Consider the following 19,610-nt stretch of genomic DNA (forward strand, 5'->3'; position numbering starts at 1 on the left):
TCCACACCCCCGCCACCTCCAAGCTTGTGGCGCCCCCCCCGCGGCCCCCCCCCCCCGCCCGGGGGGGGGGGGGCGGGGCCCGCCCCCCCCCCCCCCCCCCCGCCGCCGTCGTCTGCTCAGCGCCGCCCGGAGCGGCGGTTGCCGGACCCGCCCTGGCCGCTGCCCTGGCCGCTGCCCTGGCCACTGTTCTGGCCGCCACCGGTCAGACCGGCCCGGCGCAGCGCGTCCGCCATGGCGCTGTTGCCCAGCGGCGCCGACCCGCCGGAGCCGGAGCCCGAGCCGGAGCCGCGCCGGTCCTGGCGCGGCGGACGCGCCGCCCGCTCGCCGCCGCGCTCGCCACCACGGCCCCGGTCACCGCCCCGGTCACCGCGGTCGCCGCCACCGCCCCGGCCGACCTCGTCGTCCAGCCGCAGCGTCAGCCCGATCCGCTTGCGCGGCACGTCCACCGAGGTCACCCGCACCGTGACGATGTCACCGGGCTTGACCACCTCGCGCGGGTCCTTGACGAAGTTCTTCGACAGCGCCGAGACGTGCACCAGCCCGTCCTGGTGGACGCCCACGTCCACGAAGGCGCCGAAGGCGGCGACATTGGTCACCACGCCCTCCAGCACCATGCCGGCCTCCAGGTCGCCGATCTTGTCGACGCCCTCCTTGAAGGTGGCCGTACGGAACGCCGGGCGCGGGTCGCGGCCGGGCTTGTCCAGCTCGCCGAGGATGTCGGTGACGGTCGGGATGCCGAAGGTGTCGTCGGCGAAGTCGCCCGGCCGCAGCGCCCGCAGCGCGGTGCCGTTGCCGATCAGCTGCCGCAGCTCCCCGCCGGTGGCGGCGAGGATCCGCCGCACCACCGGGTACGCCTCCGGGTGCACGCTGGAGGCGTCCAGCGGGTCGTCGCCGTCCGGGATCCGCAGGAAGCCCGCGCACTGCTCGAAGGCCTTCGGGCCGAGCCTGGCGACGTCCTTGAGCGACTTGCGGGTGCGGAACGGGCCGTTGGCGTCACGGTGGGCGACGATGTTGTCCGCGAGCGTCCCGGTGATCCCGGAGACCCGGGTGAGCAGCGGCGCGGAGGCGGTGTTGACGTCCACGCCGACCGCGTTGACGCAGTCCTCCACCACGGCGTCCAGCGAGCGGGAGAGCTTCACCTCGCTGAGGTCGTGCTGGTACTGGCCAACGCCGATCGACTTGGGGTCGATCTTGACCAGCTCGGCCAGCGGGTCCTGGAGGCGGCGGGCGATGGAGACCGCGCCGCGGATGGACACGTCCAGCTCGGGCAGCTCCTGCGAGGCGAACGCGGAGGCCGAGTAGACCGAGGCGCCGGCCTCGCTGACCATCGCCTTGGTGAGCTTCAGCTCGGGGTGGCGCTTGAGCAGGTCCTCGGCGAGCTTGTCGGTCTCCCGGGAGGCGGTGCCGTTGCCGATCGCGATCAGGTCGACGGAGTGCTTCTTCGCCAGCGCGGCCAGGGTGGCCAGGGCGGCGTCCCACTTGTTGGCGGGCTGGTGCGGGTAGATCGTGTCGTACGCGACGACCTTGCCGGTGTCGTCCACGATCGCGACCTTCACCCCGGTACGGAAGCCCGGGTCGAGGCCCATGGTGGCGCGGGTGCCGGCCGGGGCGGCGAGCAGCAGGTCGCGCAGGTTGGCGGCGAAGACGCGGACGGCCTCGTCCTCGGCCTCCTGCCGGAGCCGGCCGCGCAGGTCGATGCCGAGCCGGACCAGGATGCGGGTGCGCCAGGCCCAGCGGACGGTGTCGCCGAGCCACTTGTCGGCCGGGCGGCCGTGGTCGGCGATGCCGAACCGGGCGGCGATCCGCTGCTCGTAGTCGCTCTCCCCGGGCAGGTCGCCGTCCTCGCCGTCGAACGGGGACAGCTCCAGGTCCAGCACCTCCTCCTTCTCGCCGCGCAGCATCGCGAGGATGCGGTGCGAGGGGAGCCTGGTGTACGGCTCGGCGAAGTCGAAGTAGTCGGCGAACTTGGCGCCGTCCTGCTCCTTGCCGTCCCGGACGGTGGCGACGAGGCGACCCCGCGTCCACATCCGCTCACGCAACGTGCCGACCAGGTCGGCGTCTTCCCCGAACCGCTCGACCAGGATGGCGCGGGCGCCCTCCAGCGCGGCGGAGGCGTCGGCCACCGACTCGTTCAGGTAGCCGGCGGCCAGCGCGGCCGGGTCCTGCACCGGGTCGGCGAGCAGGGTGTCGGCGAGCGGCTCCAGGCCGGCCTCGCGGGCGATCTGCGCCTTGGTGCGCCGCTTCGGCTTGTACGGCAGGTAGATGTCCTCCAGCCGGGCCTTGGAGTCGGCGGCGAGGATGCGGGCGCGCAGCGCGTCGTCCAGCTTGCCCTGCGCCTCGATGGACTCCAGGACGGCGGTGCGGCGCTCCTCCAACTCGCGGAGGTAGCGCAGCCGCTCCTCCAGCGTGCGCAGCTGGGTGTCGTCGAGGGAGCCGGTGACCTCCTTGCGGTAGCGGGCCACGAAGGGCACGGTCGAGCCGCCGTCGAGCAGGTCGACGGCCGCCTTCACCTGCCCCTCGCGGACGCCCAGCTCCTCGGCGATCTGCCGCTCGATGGCCTGCTGGGCCTGCTTGACCACCTGTTCGGCTGACGTGCTCACGAAGCCGGTCACCTTCTCCAGAGTTGCTGTCCCCGTTGTTCCCCGTACGCCCTGCATTCTGGCAGGTACCGGTGACCGGTCCCGGACGCCCCCGGGCGCGCCGGGCGTGGCGCGACTCCGTTCCCGGCTCCGTTCCCGGCCGCGCCGCCTCCTCCGCCGCCGTCTCCGTCCCGCCCCCGCGTCAGCCGAAATCGGTTCGGCGGGCGGTACCGGCGCGGGGTAGCGTCCGCCGGTATGGAGAAGAGCGACTACGCGGCCGCGATGCGGCGTGACACCACCCGGTTCCTCACCGCCGTCACCGGCGATCTCGGCCTGACCGTGCCGAGTTGTCCGGGGTGGCGGGTGGCCGACCTGCTCTGGCACGTCGGCGAGGTGTACCGGTTCTGGACCAGGGTGGCCGAGGGGGAGATCACCGACCCGCACACCCAGTACACCGAGCCCGAGCGGCCCGCCGACGACGCCCTGCCGGGCTGGTTCGCGGAGGGCGCCGAGCAGTGCGCGGCGGTGCTGGAGCGGCTCGACCCGGCGGAGCCGAGGTGGAGTTGGTCGACGCAGGCGAACGCCGGCTTCATCCAGCGGCGGATGGCCCAGGAGATCGCCGTGCACTGCTGGGACGCGGTCAACGCGGTGGGCCGGGACGAGCCCGTCGAGCGGACGCTGGCCCTGGACGGCATCGACGAACTGCTCACCCTCTTCCTCCCCCGGGCCGCCCCCGACGGCCTCCCGGAGGCCGGCCTGCACCTGCACGCCACGGATGCCGAAGGCGGCGCCGGAGAGTGGACCCTCCGCGCGGTGGGCGGGAGTTGGCAGCTCGGACGGGAACACGGCAAGGCCGCGGCGGCGGTCCGCGGCACGGCCTCCGACCTGCTGCTGATGCTCTGGGGCCGGCGCGACGCGGACCGGCTGGAGGTGTTCGGCGACCCGGAGGTCATCAAGGCCTACCGGGCGGCCTTCGAACTCGACTGATCCGGCGGGCCGTTCGAGCCAGGCCCGTTCAGGCCTGCTCAGGCCCGCCCGGCACCTCCCCGGCCCGTTCAGGCCGGGGAGACCGACGAGCGGGGCTCCCCCGACTCGGCCAGGTCGATCAGGTGGACCTGGCCGGTCGAGAACACCAGGGCGACGAAGAGCAGCACGAGGATCAGCGTCCCGAACAGCAACGGCTCGTCAAGCCACTCCCGCAGCACCAGCAGCCCACCGGACCGCCGGCTGAACCGCCCGGTCACCGCCGCCACCGCCAGCGCCGCCACTCCGCCGAGCGCCCCCCACAGGACCCAACGCTCCCGCCTGTTTCTCATCCCCTTCTCATCCCCACACCCTGGTGTTCGAAATCCGGCTGAGGGTCGGGGAGATCCGCTATAGGCTGCCCGCCATGTGTGCTGCCGCGCGGATGCATCCCGACGAGCCGGACATCGACGCGGCCCTGGTCAGGCGACTGCTCGCCGTCCAGTTCCCGCAGTGGGCGTCCCTGCCGCTGGAACGGGTCGCCTCCTCCGGCACGGACAACGCGATGTTCCGGCTCGGGCCCGAACTCGCCGTGCGGCTGCCCCGGGTGGGCTGGGCCGCCGAGAGCGTCGACCGCGAACAGCACTGGCTGCCCCGGCTCGCCCCGCAGCTGCCGCTGCCCATCCCCACGCCGCTCGCGCAGGGCCGGCCCGGCTCCGGCTACCCCTGGCAGTGGTCGGTGATCCGCTGGCTGGGCGGCGGCAACCCGATCGTCGGCAGCATCGCCGAGCCGGTCCAACTCGCCCGCGACCTGGCCGGGTTCGTCACCGCTCTGCGCGCGGTCGACCCGGCCGACGGCCCGCCGTCCTCCCGGGGCGTCCCACTGGCCTCCCGGGACGGCGCCACCCGCGCCGCGATCGCCAGGCTGGACGGCGCGATCAACACCGAGGCGGCGACCGCGGTCTGGGACAAGGCGCTCCGCCTGCCCGAGCACGCCGGCCCGACCGTCTGGGTGCACGGCGACCTCTCCCCCGGGAACGTCCTGCTCGCCGGGCGGCGGCTGGGCGCCGTCATCGACTTCGGCCTGATCGGTGTCGGCGATCCGACGGTGGACCTGATCGTCGCCTGGAACCTGCTGCCCGGCATCGCCCGGTCCGCGTTCCGGACCGCCCTCGCCGCCGACGAGGCCGCCTGGGCCCGCGGCCGCGCCTGGGCGCTGTCGATCGCCCTGATCCAACTCCCCTACTACCGCCACACCAACCCCGCCCTGGCCGCCAACGCCCGCCATGTGATCCGCGAGGTCCTCGCCGACCGCAGCGTCTGAAGCCGGGCGCCCGACCTCGCACACGACCGTTCGGGCCCCCTCGCCCGGGGTGCCACGCCACGGCCTCACCGCCGGGCGGGTTGTCCGGGGCGCCGGTCCGGTCTCAAAATGTGGTGGCATACGCATCTGATGTGACGTCATAGAAAAGGTGGCGGGCTGGAGATGGATCCCGAACTGGTAGCGCTGGCCTCGACGGCCGCGGCCGCGCTGGTCGGCCGGCTGGCCACCGACGGCTGGGAGCAGGCCAAGCAGGCGCTCGAGGCGCTCTGGCGGCGCCGGCACCCGGACCGGCCCGAGGAGACGGAGGCCGTCGAGGCCCGGCTGGTCGAGACGCGCGAGGAACTGCTGGCCGCCCGGCTCTCCGGCGACCGGCAGGTGGAACAGGAACTGGCCGTCGAGTGGCGCACCCGCTTGCGCGACGCGCTCAGGGCCGACCCTTCGCTCGCGACGGAGCTGCGCGGGATGCTGACCGAACTCGACCGCGCGAGCCCCGAGTCCGGCGCCGGCGGAAACCGGGTGACCATGCGGGCCACCGCCTCCGACCAGGCGAAGATCTTCATGTCCGGCAACGACATGCACATCACCGGCCAGTGAGTGGACCGGGGCTCCGGCTGGAGGCCTACGCATCCGGCTACGGCACCATCTACCTGGCCGCCGGGGACCAGCACATCACCGTACGTGACCTGCACGTGCACCACGGGGACGGTGTCCACCGCGTCCGCCGGATCGAGTCCCACCCGGAGAGCGGCGACGACTGCCCGTACCCCGGCATGACCGCCTTCGGAGCGGAGCAGTCGAAGTGGTTCTTCGGCCGGGACAGAGCCCTCGCCAAGCTGACCGGCCGGCTGGACGAGTGCCTGCGGGACGGCGGGGCGGTCGCGGTGGTGGCGGCCTCCGGCACCGGCAAGTCCTCGCTGCTGCAAGCCGGTCTGGTGCCCGCGCTCGCCCGTGGGACGCTGCCCGGCTCGCGCCGGTGGCCCTGCCTGCTGTTCACGCCGGGCGCCCACCCCGTGGCCGCGCTCACGAGGCACCTGGCCGCGCTGACCGACAGCGAACCCGACGACGTCGAGGGCGAGTTGGACGGCGATCCACGGGCCCTCGCCGACCGGCTCGGCGGCGCGCTCCGCAGCCGGGGCGCCGACCGGCTGATGGTGATCGTCGACCAGGCGGAGGAACTGTTCACCCAGACCGCCTCGGAGGACGAGAGACGACGGTTCATCACCGCGCTCGCCCGCCTCACGGACTCCCCCGGCCCGTCCACCGGCGGCCCGCCGGCTCTGGTCGTCTACGGCGTCCGCGCGGACTTCTACGCCCGCTTCGCCCAATACCGCCCCGTCCACGAGGCGTTGGAGCGCCGCCAGGTCTTCATCGGCCCGATGTCGGAGACCGAGCTCCGGGAGGCGATCCTCTTCCCCGCGCAGCGGGAGCGGCTGGAGTTCGAAGAGGGCCTGGTCGAACTGCTCCTGAGCGACCTCGGCGTCGCCGCCGGCGGTCTCCACCGGCCCGAGGAGGACGGGAGCGCGGAGCCCTCGGCACCCGGGCGCGGCTACGAGGCCGGACGCCTCCCCCTGCTGGCCCACGCGCTCCGCACCACCTGGCAGCAGAGACACGGTTCGACCCTGACCGTCGACGGCTACAAGGCGTCCGGCCGGATCCAGGGCGCCGTCTCGGACACCGCCGAGACCATCTACCGGGGGCTCGACACAGCCGGGCGGGAAGCCGCCGAGGTGCTCTTCCGGCGTCTCGTCAGAATCGGCGAGGGATCGGAGGACACCCGGCGCGCGGTCACGGAGGAGCGGCTCACCGAAGGGCTCGTCCCCGCTGCGGCCGAGGCCGTGCTCGCCGGGTTCACGGGCCGCCGGCTGCTCACCCGGAGCCGTGACACCGTACAGATCACCCACGAGGCCCTGCTGCACGCCTGGCCCCGCCTGCGCGCCTGGGTGGACACCGACCGCGCCGACAACCTCCTCCGCCAGCAGCTGGAGGAGGCGGCCGCCGCCTGGGCCCGAACGCCCCGCCGCGACCCCGCCCTGCTGTACCGGGGCAGCCGGCTGGAGGCCGCCCGTGCCTGGGCAGCCCGCACCGGGCGGGCCGGTCTCGGCGCCACGGCCTCGGCCTTCCTGGACGCCTCGATCCGCCTGAGACGACGCACTACCCTCACCCGCCGCACCGCCGTCGCACTGCTGATCGCGCTCTCGCTGATCGCCATGACGGCCGCGGAGTCGGCCCGGGACCAGAAGAAAGTGGCCGATCAACAGCGCCGGACGGCCGTGGAACAGGGCAACCTCGCCATGGAACGCCTGCTCCAGGCCCGGGCCGAGAATCTGCGCGGGACCGATCCCCAGCTGTCGCTCCAGCTGAGCCTGGCCGCGCTGCGCCTCCATCCGACCCAGGAGGCCCGGACCGGGCTGATCACCACCCTTCAGCAGACCCGTCTCGACGGCGGTTCACAGCCGGGCGCCGTCGGATCGCTCATGGACACCGCCGCCTTCAGCCGGGACGGCGGCATGCTGGCCGTCGGGCGGGCGAAGGGCCAGGAGAAGGGGACGGTCCGGCTCTGGGACACCACCGATGCCGGGTACCCGAGTCTGCTCGCCACCCTGACCGGTCATGCCAACGAGGCCCAGGCGGTGGCCTTCAGCCCTGACCTGCGCCGACTGGTCACCGTTGCGGCCCCCACCCCCGATGGCGCGGCCGCAGGCGAGAAGCCGGCCGACAGCGATGTCATCCTGTGGGACCTGACGGACCGCCACCACCCGCGGCGGATGGCCTTCGACGCCGAGGTCGGCGACCGGGTACAAGCCGCGGTGTTCAGCCCGGACAGTCGCAGGCTGGCCCTCCTCGCCGGCGGCTCGACCGGCACGCTGACCCTGTGGGACGTCGGCGACGGCGCGGCCCCGCGCCGGCTCGCCGGCCCGGTCGCGGCCACGCAGGCCCAGTACGCGGCATTCAGCGCCGACGGCCGCCTCCTGGTCACCGGTTCGGGAACGTTCGAGGCCAAGGACGAGTCGGGCACCCCGGGTTCCGTCACCCACGGGACGGGTTGGCAGGTCTGGGACGTGACGGACCCGACGGCCCCGAGGGCGACAGCCGAAGAGCGGCTGATCAACGGGCCGGTCGTCCTGAGCCCGACCGCCCCGGTCCTGGCCACGGGCTGGAGGCGGACGGTCCTCCTCTGGGACCTCACCGACCCGGGCTCGCCGAGGAAACTGGCGGCCCTCAACAACTCCGACGACGTTTCGGCGTTCGCGTTCGGGCCGGACGGCCGGTCCCTCATCACCTCCTCCTCCGACGGCGGCTCCGTGCTCTGGGACCTCACGGACCCGGCGCACCCCCGGCCCCAGCCGCCCCTGGTCGGCTCGCACGGCGCCGTGGCCGCCTCCCGGAACGAGCTCGACCAGCAGACCCGGGCCGGGAGTTTCCGGCGGATCGAGTCCGTCGCGTTCAGCGGGGACGGCCAACGGGTCCTCCAGGTCGACGGCGGCGGGACGGTCTCCCAGTGGCTGGTCGGCGGCCGCCCGGCCCCGGCCGTGATCGCCCCGGTTCCGGGCACGGATCTGCGCAGTGCCGCGTTCAGCCCCAACGGCCGCCGACTGGTCGTCGGCGGGCGGTCGGGTGACGCGCACCTCTGGGACACCTCCGACCCGGCCAGGCCGCAGGAGCTGGCGGTGCTTCCCGGCCGCGCCGGGTGGCAGGCCGTGGCCGTGGGGTTCAACCGGGACTCCACCGTGGTGGCGGTCGGCACGCGGTACGGAGTGTCCTCCGGGCAGGGCGGCGAGGTCACCCTCTGGGACGTGTCCGACCAGGGCCACCCCCGGCGGCTGACCACTCTCGCGGTGCCGTCGGGGGTGGGATCGCTGGCGTTCAGCCCACGGTCCGGAGTGCTCGCCGTCACGGGCGGCAAGGACTGGGCCGACTCCTGGGTGGGCCTCTGGGACACGGACGATCCCTCCGCCCCCGTCCAGCTGAAACTGATCGAGCGGCTCAGCCCGCTGGTCAACTCCTTGACGGCCCCGACGGGCTCCGGCGGCGGACCCCTCGTCACGCTTCCGGACCCCCTGCCCTCCATTCAGCACACGCCGACGGTGTTCAGCCCCGACGGGCGGCGGCTGATCCTTCCGGGATCGCTCTGGGACGTCTCGGATCCCGCCGCGCCGGTTCTGGTGCCCGTCGCCAAACCTGCCGACCCGCTGGCCGGCCTGCTGGCCGGCATCACCAGGCCGCTGTCCGGCACGTCCGCCGCGGCCTTCGGACCGGACGGAACAGTCCTGGCGGACGACGGCCTCGACGGCGTCCGCCTCTGGCAGTCGGGGCAGAGCATCGGACCGGCCCCGCTGGCCACCATCCCGGTGACCGCGGAGCTGGTCCAGGTCGCCTACCACCCGGACGGTGGGCTGATCGCCCTCGGCCAGCGGAACGGTGTCGTCCGGCTCTACGAGACGGCCGATCCGACCGTGCCGGGCTGGGCCGCCGACCTGCCCGATTCCGCCACCGACCTGGCGGACGTCCGTTTCAGCCCCAACCGCAGATCCCTGTTCGTCGTCCGCGACGACGGCTCCGGCCAGCTCTGGGATCTCGGTGCCCTTCCCGCCATCACCGCCGACCCCGTCGGTCTGGCCTGCCGGATCGCGGGAGGCGGCCTCTCGCGCGGCGACTGGGAGCTCACCTACGCCAAGGGGCTGCCCTACCAGGACACCTGCGCACGAAGCTGAGCCCTCACGCCGACGGAGCCGACGGGAGAGGCGTCCGCCCGGGGACGGGGCCGGCCCCGGTCAGTGCCCGGTGAGCTGCTGGTGGACGCACTGCTGGTACTGCCGGAGGCTGTCGGGCCGGTAGCACTCCTGCGTGTTGTTGGCGTACCAGACCATGAAGACGGCGACCAGGACGGACACCACGATCGCGAGGAACGACGCCACCACTCCGGTGATGGCCATGCCCCGGCCGACGCCGCTCCGCCTGGCCTTCGTCAGGGCCACGATGCCCAGGATCAGGCCGATGACGCCGAACAGGCCGCCGACGGAGATGATCGAGGTGATCAGACCGATGACACCCAGCACCATGGCTGCCACGGCCAGGCCGTTCCTGCCGACCGGGGACCGCATGCCATGACCGGGACCCTGGGAGCGGGGGGAGTACGGGTCCGTCCCCGTGGCCCACGTCTCGCTGCCTTGCGTGTTCAACAACCGTCCTCTCGTCGACTGAGCAGGACACGATCCTCGCCTCCGGGGTATCGGGCGCGCATCGCGGGAAGGCGGGAGAAAACGCTCCCCCGATCGGGGGAGGCCACCGGTGAGCCACCAGGACATCGGCGGCCGGCTCGGGCACCACGCACGGCGGAAGAGCACCGGAAGAGCACCGGATGAGCAGAGGAAGCCGGGCCCGTCGACTTCCTGTTCAACCGCCCCCACCGGTCCGGCCGGATCCGTCGTCAGGCCGGGGTCGGAAACGCGAACCGCACGTCGGTCAGCTGCTCCGACACCTCCCACAGACGGCGGCCGGTCCCCTCATCGGCGGCCCCGGCCGACAACCGCACCCGCGTCGGTCCGCCGCGCAGCTCGGCCGGTCCGTCCGGGCCGATGAACTGCCCGCCCTCCACCGTCGGCTCGGTCGCCGCGTACAACTGGGGCAGGGCGCCGCGGTCCGGGGCCTGGGCGAGCAGAGGGTTTCCGATGCTGCCGAACACCACCCGCCACAGGCCGACCGGCCCACTCGTCTGCAGGCTGGTGGCGGTGTAGCCGGGATGGGCAAGCACGCTGCGCACCGGGCTGCCGGCCTCGGCCAGCCGTCGGTGAAGCTCCCGGCCGAAGACGGCGTTGGCGAACTTCGACTGGTCGTAGAAGGCCATCGGCGAGTAGCCGCGCCCGCCCGCGAGGTCGTCGAAGCGCAGGCGACCGTTCCGGTGCCTGAGCGAACTCACCGTGACCACGCGGGGATCGCGCCCGACGGCCAGCAGGTCGAGGAGCAGCCCGGTGAGCGCGAAGTGACCGAGATGGTTGACGGCGAACTGCAGCTCATGGCCCTGCGCGCTCAGCGATCGCGGCGGCGCCATCACGCCCGCGTTGTTCACGAGCACGTCCAGCCGCGGATGATCGGCGCGCACCTGGTCGGCGAAGGACCGGACGGAGTCGAGATCGGCCAGATCGAGGTGGCGCACCTCAAGACCGGCGCCCGGATGCTGATCGGTGATCTCCGCGACCGTCCGGTCCCCCTTCCCCACGTCCCGCACCGCGAGGATCACGTGCCCGCCCCTGCGGACGAGTGCGCGGGTGGTCGCCAGGCCGAGGCCACTGCTGGCTCCGGTGACGACGAACACCCGCCCTGTCTGGTCCGGGATCTGATCGATCGTCCAGCGCTGTTTCTGCGTCATTCGGCACATGCTGTCGCTGGTGTCACTCGGTGTCAAGATGCCCCCGAGTGCCGCGGAAGGCATGGCGTTACCATGGGCCGGTGAGCACCCGCCCCGAATTCACCATGGCCGAACGCAAACGCCGACTCGTCTCGGACGAGCTCACCGCGGCAGCGCTGGAGCTGCTCACGGTGAAGGGGTTCGACGTGGTCACCATCGACGAGATCGCGGCCGCCGCCGGCGTGTCCAAGCGCACGTTCTTCCGGTACTTCGCGTCCAAGGAGGACGTGGTCGTCCAGTTCCTGGCCGACCTGGGCACCGGCATGCGCGCCGGACTGGCAGCCCGCCCCGTCGGGGAGCGGCCCTCCGTGGCACTGCTGCACGCCGTCTCGGTCCCCGTCAGGGCCTGCGGCGACCACGCCGACCGGGCCCTGCGGGTGGTGCAGCTGATCCTGCGGACCCCCGCCCTGCTCGCCCGCTTCCTGGAGCGCCAGGCGCGATGGCGCGACGAGCTGACCGCAGAACTGGCGCTCCGCCAGGGGCTCGACCCCGACACCGACCTTTATCCGCGACTGGCCGCCGGAATGGCACTGACCGCCTTCGACGCCGTGCTGCAGCGGTGGAGCGACAGCGACGGCAGCGAGGATCCCGCCGAACTGACCGCCCGGGCCTTCGCCGTCATCGCCCCGGCACTGGACGCTTCCTGACCTGCTCGCGCTCGACATGGCCGAGCACACCCGGGAGACAGGTCACGCGGGGTTCGCGCAGTTCACCGCCGTGCACGTGACGGTTGCGGTCGCAGAGCCGCCGGAGCAGCCCACAAGCCCCCGTGCCGGACCGGGAAGGGGTTCCCGGCCCGGGCCCCCTGGTCCCGCCCGCGTACATCCCACGGTGCGTGGGTGGGACCCCTGAACCCGCCCCGCCCGTGTGCGCCTCAGCAGCGCACGGGCGGGGCTTCAAGCCGTCCAAGGTCCGAATAGAACTCGCAGGTAGCCTGTCACGGTTGCCTCACTTTCCGAGCCCTTCGACGCCCCGAGCCCAGTCGGCGCCCCCACCGACCGCGACGCCAATCCGCAGTACGTGCTGCCGTTGGTGCTGCACCTGGAGAAGGCGGACCCGCCGGGGCGCACGGACGCGCTGGAGACCTCGGCGCGGGCGGTGCTGACCCTGACCATCACCGACCAGCCGCCGCGCGGGCGGTCGCCGAGGCACTGGAGGCGCGAAGGGCCGAGCCCACGGTGCGGCGCCCGACGAAAGCGCCGCACCCCACCGCCCCGCCGACGAACCCGCCCCCCGCACCTCGCCACCGGAGACCCCTGGTCTGCGAGAGGCGATCGCCGGACTGATCGCCTCCTGCTCGCGCATGTCCACGTACAGGCCTGCGCCGTCCGCGTGCAGCCATGCCTCGCCCGGACCGCTCGCGGTGCGGAGATCCCCTGGGCCGAGTTCCGCACGACGGGGCGACACGGCACCGATCGACAGCTTCCCGGCGCCGGATCGAGGCGTTGGACGAAAGCCGCATCGGCTCGGGGAGCATCAGGGTGGAGCAAGTCGAACGCCGGGTGTACGGTCGTACACGTCGTGGTGTACGGTCGTACATCATCTCGGCGATCGGCCGACGACAGCGACTCCGCGCGCCGCCCGTGAAGCGGTGTGCGCACGCAACGCATGCCTTTCCTCACCTCAGCGACGAGGCGCTCTGCCGGAGCCTCGAAAGGACCGTTTGTGATGCCAAGAACCAGCGGCTCGGTGACAGCTCGCGTCCCATTTCCGGAAAAAGTCGCCTACTCGAGCGGTGACCTCGCGTTCAACCTCGTGTATGTCGCGACGGGCACGTACCTCATGTTCTTCTACACTGAGGTCGTCGGAATTCCGGCAGCAACCGTCGGCACGATGTTCCTGGTGGCCCGTCTGCTCGACGGAGTATGGGACCTCGTTGTCGGCGTGCTGATGGAGAAGCTCAGCTCAAGGTTCGGAAAGGCCCGGCCGTGGCTGCTTTTCCTTGCCGTTCCTTATGGCGCGAGTGCGGCACTTCTGTTCTCGGCTCCGAACCTCGGTGAGACCGGTAAAATAGTCTACGCATTCGCGACCTATATGCTCTCGGGTGTCGTCATCTATACCGCGATGAACATCCCCTACGGGGCTCTCAGCGCTCTTATGACCGAAGACGCCGGGGATCGTGGCCTGTTGAGCACGTTCCGAATGGTCGGTGCTTATGTGGGGACACTCATCGTCGCCGCGCTCACCATGCCGCTCGTCGATGCGTTCGGCGGAGGCGCCAGTGCGTGGACGCTGACGTTCTCGCTGTACGGCGGACTTGCCGTTGTCCTCTTCTTCATCGTGTTCGTGTTCTGCAAGGAGCGCGTCGGTTCGTCCCGCGCGCCGGACGAGGCCGGTTCATCCGACGCGGTGACCCCCGTCGTGGCGGTGGGCCGCCCGTTCACGACCCGTGAGGGTCTCGCGTCGCTGCTGCGCAACAAGTACTGGCTCCAGCTCACGCTCCTCGGAATCCTGCTGCTGTCGGCGTACGGCCTTGTCGGGGTCTACCCGTACTACGCCCAGTACACGCTGGGTGACGAGAACCTCGCGACGATGCTCTTCACGTTCCGCACGATCGTCGAATTCGCCGGTGTGTTCCTTGCGATCCCCCTGGTGAGACGGATCGGCAAGCGCAATATCTCGCTGCTGGGATGCGTCGCGATGGTCGTGGGGCAGTTGGTCATCGCGGTGGCTCCCGCGTCGCTTCCGGTCGTCCTCACCGGTCTCTCGGTCGGCGGCGTCGGCGTGGGAAGCATGTTCGCGGTTCTGTTCGGCATGGTCGCCGACACGATCGAGTACGAGGAGTGGCGCAGCGGTTTTCGCGCCGAGGGGCTCGTCTTCGCGGGTGCGACCATCGGGCAGAAGATCGGCGGCGCCCTCGGCGGTGTCTCCATCGGCTGGATGCTTGGATTCGGCGGATTCCGAGAGGGCGGTGGCGCGACTCAGCCGGCATCCGCCATCAGCGCGATCGACTTCGTCTTCATCTGGCTGCCCCTGATCTTCGCCATCGCGATGGCCGCCGTCCTGGCCTTCTACCACCTCGACAAGGAGCATCCGCAGATCCTCGCTGACCTGCGGAGGCGTCGTGCCGAGTCCGTTTCTCTCGCACCGGAGGGCGAGGCATGAGCCTGCGAAAGCACCACGCGATGACCGGTTCCGCCGTCGAGCACGTGCACGATGCTCTCGACACCGCGGAATGGTGGCGCACCGCGGTGATCTACCAGGTGTACCCGCGCTCGTTCTCCGACTCGGACGGCGACGGGAACGGCGATCTCGGCGGCATCAAGCACCGCCTCGCCTACCTTCGGGACCTCGGTGTCGACGCGATCTGGATCTCTCCCTTCTATCCTTCTCCGCAAGCGGACGGCGGATACGATGTCGCCGACTACCGCGACGTCGATCCGATGTACGGAACGCTCGCCGATGCGGACGACCTGATCGCGACCGCACACGCGCTCGGTATCCGGGTGATCATCGACATCGTGCCCAACCACACGAGTGACGAGCATCCCTGGTTCCAGGCGGCACTCGCGGCCGGCCCGGGTTCTCCCGAGCGTGCCCGGTACTGGTTCGTCGATTCCCCAGGGGTGCCGAACAACTGGCCCAGCGAGTTCGGCGGACCGGCGTGGACGCAGGTGGCGGACGGACAGTGGTACCTGCATCTCTTCGACCGGAAGCAGCCCGATCTCAACTGGGAGAATCCCGAAGTCCGGGAGATGTTCGCGGGGACACTGCGGTTCTGGCTGGACCGGGGCGTCGACGGTTTCCGGATCGACGTCGCCCACCACCTGGTCAAGGCGCCCGGCCTCTCCGACTTCGATGCCGACTGGGACGCGTACAACAGGGGCGCGCTCCCCACCAACGCCGTGCCGTTCGCCGATCAGGACGGCGTGCACGACATCTACCGGGAGTGGCGGGCGATCCTCGACAGCTACCCCGGGGAGCGGGCGATGGTCGCGGAGGCCTGGGTGACGCCCCACGACCGGCTCGCCCTGTACGTGCGACCGGACGAGTTCCAGCAGGCGTTCAACTTCGACTACATGCGCGCGACCTGGGATGCCGAAGCCCTGCGGGCACAGATCAGGACCACGCTGCGGAACGCGGATTCCGTCGGCGCGCCGGCGACCTGGGTGCTCTCGAACCACGATGTCATTCGTCACGCGACCCGGCTCGTGCGGGCCGACCCGACGATGGCACCGTGGATACTCGAGGCCACCGAGCCCCGGCCGGACACCGAACTCGGGCTGCGAAGGGCGCGGGCGGCGACGGCGCTCATGCTCGCCCTCCCCGGCAGCTCGTACCTGTACCAAGGCGAGGAACTCGGCCTTCGCGAGGTGATCGAGCTCCCCGCCGACGCCCGCACGGACCCCGACTTCCTTCGTGGGGGCGGGCACCGCCTCGGTCGCGACGGATGCCGGGTGCCGATCCCCTGGAAGAAGGACGCCCCGGCGTTCGGCTTCAACGACACCGGCGCCTCATGGCTCCCGCAGCCCGCCGACTTCGGTGACTACGCCGTGGACCGGCAACACGGCCGAGACGGCTCCACCCTGGAGCTCTACCGGAGCCTGCTCGCCGTACGACGGCAGCGACGGCTGGGGAACGGGTCGCTCGCGCTCGTCGACCTCGGACCGGATCTCGTGGCACTGGACGTCACCAACGACCGGGGAGCCACCCGGATCGTGCTCAACCTCGGCTCCGCGCCCTGGCCGATTCCCGCGAGCGCGCGCGTGCTCGTGGCGAGCGCGGACGGCGTGACGGACCTCCTTCCCGCCGACTGCGCCGTCTGGCTGGCGGAATAGGCCAGCGGGTGGCCGCCCGACAGGGCCGCCACCCGCTGTGTCGGCTCGCGTACGATCATCCCTGTACAACGCGCAGCCCATACGCAGTCCGGAGGCGGAATCGATGGCCAATCAAGTCGACGCGGGACGTCGGGACCGCATCATCGACGCCGCCGTCGACTGCATCGCGGAACAGGGCGTGGCAGGAACGTCCCACCGGGTGGTCGCCAAGCGCTGCGGAGTCCCGCTCGGCTCGATGACGTATCACTTCTCCGGCATCGACGAACTCCTCTACGAGGCATTCCACCGCTTCACCCAGCGGATCCGCGACCTCGTCCAGAAGAGGTTCGAGCGCACCCTGGAACCCGCCGACGCCATCGATGCGGTGATCGCGCTCATCTACGACGACTTCGGCGTGGACCAGAACATCTACCACCTCACGTACGAGCTCTACGCCATCGCCTCTCACCGCTCCGAATTCCGTCCGCTGGTCCACGAGATGATCGACGCCGGATTCACCGCACTCCGGACCTACTTCGACGAGGAGACAGCCCGCGCGATCAACACGTACATCGAGGGTGCGTCCACACACCTCACCTTGGACACCCGCCCGCAGACGGTCGATCAGGTGCGCCACGCCCTCCAGCGGCTGGCCGGTCTCGACGCATCCTGACCCCCGAGGCCCATGGCGCGCCCGCCCGGTGATCCGCGAGGTCCTCGCCGGCCGCAGCGCGTGAAGCCGGAACGTCCGGACCGGACGGACATCCGTTCGGGAGCCCTTTCGCATGCTCTGTCGTTCCGTCAATAACCTTTCCGCAGAGAGCAGTCCCCGCAGCGGAAGCTGTTGCTAAGGTGCTGCTCCTCCGCAAGGTCTGCGGGGCCGCCGGCGGGGTGGCGGGACGGATCGGGGGAACGTGTCCCATGGCACGGAGACGCGACGTCATCGACGTCAGAGTGAGCAGGCGGGTTCTCTGGGTGGGCGCCGACGCCTACCCGCTGCAGAACATCGCGCGGGCCCGGCGGTTCGAGATCGTGCCCAGACGCGGGTACGCCGTACGGGCCTTCCTGAAGGCCGAGATCCTGGTGGTGGTCCTCGGGGCGGTCGCCCTGGCGATCACGGAGAACATCGGCGACTCGTCGTCGCCGTCCGGCCTGGCCACGTTCGCGGCGCTGGTGGTGCTGGCGCTGTTCGTGCTGAACATCGTCAAGCTGGTCAGGCGGCTGCGCCGGCCGATACTGCACCAACTGGTCATCGAGACCTCCAGTTCGTCGGACACGGCGGTGGTGAGCACCGACGTCAAGGAGGTGAACCATCTCATCGGCCTGATCATGGAGGCGATCGACAACCCCCAGGCCGAGTTCCAGCTCCAGGTGGAGAACGTCCACATCGGCGACCAGATCAACCAGTTCGGCGACAACAACACCGGAAAGAAGGTCAACTGGTGAGCGGAAGCTTCCACATCGGCGACTCGGTCACCCAGCACGGCGACCACAACGTCGGCATCATCAAGAACCAGGCCCCGGCCGACCCCCGGGCCGCGATGCGGGAGATGATCACCGCCGTCCAGTTCCTGCGCAACCAGGTGCCGGCCGAGGACCAGCAGGTCATCGACGAGTCCCTGGAGGCCATCGGGACCGGCGAGAACGTGCCGCCGGGCACCCTGCGGCAGGCGCTCAGGAACATCAACGGCGTCGCGTCGATGGTCACGGCGGGCGTCCCGGTGATCGAGGCGGTCCGCCGGGTGCTGGAGTCCCTGGGCATCTGAGAGCGGCGGCGGCGCGGATGGCGCCGCCGCCCCTTCGGGTGTGGGCCCGTCCGCGTCAGAGGGGTGGCGGCGGTGCGAGGTGCGCCCAGAAGCGGCTGGTCACCGTGCCGCACTCGACCAACTCGTGGCCCCAGTCGGCGGACAGCTCGCGGACCAGCCGCAGGCCCGGGGATCCCCCGCCGCCGACCGGGAGGCGTTCACGGACCGGCAGGCCGGTGTCGCACACCTCGATCCGCAGCCCGGTGAAGGCGGAGTGGTCGAACACCACGTCAATGGGCAGGTGTTCGGGTCTCCAGGGCCGCAGCACGGCGGCGGTGATCAGCTCGGTGATGATCAACTCTGCGTCCTCGATGTAGTGTTCGCCGCCCTTGAAGTCGGACAGGAACCCTCGGAGGAGTATGCGCGCCGCCGCAGCCGAGGTCGGGTGGCGGGGCAGCGAGCAGAACTGGTCACCGAGGATTCTGTCAAGGGCTTCGGGCATGGATGTGCCACCTTCTGGATGCATGGGGGTTTCCGCGCGCGGGCGTGGCGCTTCGTGCACTCACTAGTGCAAGTACGTCCGGCAGTTCCATGATTAAGCATCGGCTGTTCCGGATCGGGTGACGAGGGATCAGCCAGTTCCAAGGCACGCCATGACACAGGGGGCTCGCACCATGACCCGCAAGAAGTCCACGAACCCGAACCTGCGATCGAGCGCGGGCGCCGTGTTCGGCGCCGTCCTGCGCCGCCTCCGGGAGGCCAAGGGCGTCTCCCAGGGCGAACTGGCCGCGCTCGTCCCGTGCAGCCGCCCCCACGTCTCCCGGATCGAGGCCGGCACGCGCACCCCGCCGGAGGACTTCGTCATCACCGCCGACGAGTTGCTGGAGACAGGCGGTCAGCTGATGGCGCTGTGGAAGGAGATCGACTGGTACGCGCGGGTGGATCACCCGGACTGGTTCCGGCGCTACGCGGGCTTCGAGGAGAAGGCCTCGACGATCTGCGAGTTCCAGATCGCACGTATCTCAGGTCTCCTCCAGACAGAGGCCTATGCCCGAGCTCTGTTCGAGTCGGGAAGCGCAGCAGGCAACCCCGAGTTGATCGAGGAGCGGGTGACGTCCCGGCTCGCTCGTCAACACCGGCTGACCAGTCCTGACGACGGGCCTCTCTTCATGGTTGTGCACTCCGAGGCAGCCATCCGCTCGCTGGTAGGCGGCCCCGAGGTCATGTACGAGCAACTCGGACACTTGCTGCGGATGGGGGAACTCCCCGACATCGTGCACCAGATCGCGCCATTCACTCTCGGTGCACGCGCCCCGTTCGGCACTCCCATGTCGCTGATCACGTCGCCTGACGGCAAGACGCGGATCTACTCCGAAAGCCTGGATTATGGACACTTCATCGAGGATCCAAGGGAGGTCCAACGCACGCAGCGGACTTATGATCTCCTCCAGGCGAACGCGCTGTCTCCCCGAGAAAGCGCCGCCCTGATCCGCAGTGTGAGGGAAGGACTTCTCAACATGGCACCCATCAAGGCCAATGCCTCCAAGGCTCCATGGCGCAAGTCGAGCTACAGCGACAACAACGGCGGTCTCTGCGTCGAGGTGGCCGACGGCCACCCCGGCCAGCTGGTCCGCGACTCCAAGGACCCCGAAGGCCCCGTCCTCACCTTCTCCCCCAACTCCTGGCAGTCCTTCGTCGACGCCATCCGCGCCAACGAATTCCCCACCCCCAACTGCTGACTCCACCTCAGCCCACCCCACCGAGGCCGGGCCTTGCTCCACGGCCGGCCTCGGGCACGTCCACAGTCACCCACACTGACCCAAGAGCCCCGAACTC

At 71.1% G+C, this 19,610-nt stretch carries 16 protein-coding genes and 1 pseudogene; 12 read left to right on the forward strand and 5 right to left on the reverse strand.

All coding sequences use genetic code 11. The annotated features are described in order from the left end of the window. Positions 1-116: 116 nt before the first annotated feature. Positions 117-2,600, reverse strand: a complete 2,484-nt coding sequence (locus ACIO5D_RS29830; protein WP_400656468.1) for a Tex family protein — start codon at positions 2,598-2,600, stop codon at positions 117-119. A 234-nt stretch (positions 2,601-2,834) separates the two neighbouring features. On the opposite strand from ACIO5D_RS29830, the gene ACIO5D_RS29835 reads away from it, so the two are divergent. Beyond that, on the forward strand, positions 2,835-3,566 hold the full coding sequence (locus tag ACIO5D_RS29835) for a maleylpyruvate isomerase family mycothiol-dependent enzyme (protein ID WP_400656469.1): 732 nt from the start codon (positions 2,835-2,837) through the stop codon (positions 3,564-3,566). Positions 3,567-3,634: 68 nt separating this feature from the next. Here the strand turns inward: ACIO5D_RS29835 and ACIO5D_RS29840 are convergent, their stop codons facing one another. Next, positions 3,635-3,895: a hypothetical protein gene (locus tag ACIO5D_RS29840; protein WP_400656471.1), complete on the reverse strand. Its 261-nt coding sequence runs from the start codon at positions 3,893-3,895 to the stop codon at positions 3,635-3,637. 74 nt (positions 3,896-3,969) lie between these two features. On the opposite strand from ACIO5D_RS29840, the gene ACIO5D_RS29845 reads away from it, so the two are divergent. The 3 genes from ACIO5D_RS29845 to ACIO5D_RS29855 all read left to right on the forward strand — a co-directional run bounded on the left by ACIO5D_RS29845 (position 3,970) and on the right by ACIO5D_RS29855 (position 9,578). After that, on the forward strand, positions 3,970-4,866 hold the full coding sequence (locus ACIO5D_RS29845) for an aminoglycoside phosphotransferase family protein (protein ID WP_363612361.1): 897 nt from the start codon (positions 3,970-3,972) through the stop codon (positions 4,864-4,866). A gap of 162 nt (positions 4,867-5,028) precedes the next feature. Next, positions 5,029-5,460, forward strand: coding sequence for a hypothetical protein (locus ACIO5D_RS29850; RefSeq protein ID WP_363612359.1), 432 nt, complete (start codon positions 5,029-5,031; stop codon positions 5,458-5,460). Next, a complete protein-coding gene (locus tag ACIO5D_RS29855) occupies positions 5,457-9,578 on the forward strand; it encodes a hypothetical protein (RefSeq protein ID WP_400656474.1) in 4,122 nt (1,373 codons plus the stop codon). Before ACIO5D_RS29850 ends, ACIO5D_RS29855 begins: the two co-directional genes overlap by 4 nt. Positions 9,579-9,638: 60 nt before the next feature. Here the strand turns inward: ACIO5D_RS29855 and ACIO5D_RS29860 are convergent, their stop codons facing one another. Both ACIO5D_RS29860 and ACIO5D_RS29865 read right to left on the reverse strand, forming a co-directional pair. After that, complete coding sequence (locus tag ACIO5D_RS29860) at positions 9,639-9,935, reverse strand: DUF4190 domain-containing protein (protein ID WP_363612355.1); 297 nt, start codon at positions 9,933-9,935, stop codon at positions 9,639-9,641. 359 nt (positions 9,936-10,294) lie between these two features. Continuing rightward, on the reverse strand, positions 10,295-11,233 hold the full coding sequence (locus ACIO5D_RS29865) for an oxidoreductase (protein ID WP_400798984.1): 939 nt from the start codon (positions 11,231-11,233) through the stop codon (positions 10,295-10,297). A 104-nt stretch (positions 11,234-11,337) separates the two neighbouring features. Here ACIO5D_RS29865 and ACIO5D_RS29870 point away from each other — a divergent pair, with 104 nt between their 5' ends. From ACIO5D_RS29870 to ACIO5D_RS29900, 7 genes and pseudogenes are all read left to right on the forward strand, one after another. Then, positions 11,338-11,919, forward strand: a complete 582-nt coding sequence (locus ACIO5D_RS29870; RefSeq protein WP_400656554.1) for a TetR family transcriptional regulator — start codon at positions 11,338-11,340, stop codon at positions 11,917-11,919. Between the two features lie 319 nt (positions 11,920-12,238). Then, positions 12,239-12,382 (forward strand): annotated as a pseudogene (locus ACIO5D_RS29875) (peptidyl-tRNA hydrolase); the annotation flags it as partial. A gap of 558 nt (positions 12,383-12,940) precedes the next feature. Further along, positions 12,941-14,377 (forward strand): MFS transporter, encoded by a 1,437-nt coding sequence (locus tag ACIO5D_RS29880; protein ID WP_400656479.1) that lies wholly within the window; start codon positions 12,941-12,943, stop codon positions 14,375-14,377. A 20-nt stretch (positions 14,378-14,397) separates the two neighbouring features. After that, positions 14,398-16,050 carry a glycoside hydrolase family 13 protein gene (locus ACIO5D_RS29885; protein WP_400799046.1) on the forward strand — a complete coding sequence of 551 codons (1,653 nt, stop codon included), beginning with the start codon at positions 14,398-14,400 and terminating at the stop codon, positions 16,048-16,050. A gap of 103 nt (positions 16,051-16,153) precedes the next feature. Then, entirely contained in the window at positions 16,154-16,702 is a 549-nt protein-coding gene (locus ACIO5D_RS29890) for a TetR/AcrR family transcriptional regulator (RefSeq protein ID WP_400656481.1), read from the forward strand. Positions 16,703-16,983: 281 nt separating this feature from the next. After that, positions 16,984-17,475, forward strand: coding sequence for a DUF6232 family protein (locus ACIO5D_RS29895; RefSeq protein ID WP_363612349.1), 492 nt, complete (start codon positions 16,984-16,986; stop codon positions 17,473-17,475). After that, on the forward strand, positions 17,472-17,795 hold the full coding sequence (locus ACIO5D_RS29900; RefSeq protein WP_400656486.1) for a hypothetical protein: 324 nt from the start codon (positions 17,472-17,474) through the stop codon (positions 17,793-17,795). Before ACIO5D_RS29895 ends, ACIO5D_RS29900 begins: the two co-directional genes overlap by 4 nt. Positions 17,796-17,850: 55 nt before the next feature. On the opposite strand, the gene ACIO5D_RS29905 is transcribed toward ACIO5D_RS29900, so the two are convergent. Beyond that, on the reverse strand, positions 17,851-18,276 hold the full coding sequence (locus tag ACIO5D_RS29905) for an ATP-binding protein (RefSeq protein ID WP_400798988.1): 426 nt from the start codon (positions 18,274-18,276) through the stop codon (positions 17,851-17,853). 172 nt (positions 18,277-18,448) lie between these two features. Here ACIO5D_RS29905 and ACIO5D_RS29910 point away from each other — a divergent pair, with 172 nt between their 5' ends. After that, entirely contained in the window at positions 18,449-19,513 is a 1,065-nt protein-coding gene (locus tag ACIO5D_RS29910) for a Scr1 family TA system antitoxin-like transcriptional regulator (RefSeq protein WP_363612343.1), read from the forward strand. Positions 19,514-19,610 lie beyond the last annotated feature (97 nt).

This window comes from Kitasatospora sp. NPDC087315 (assembly GCF_044744345.1).
In the GTDB taxonomy this organism is placed as follows: Bacteria; Actinomycetota; Actinomycetes; order Streptomycetales; family Streptomycetaceae; genus Kitasatospora.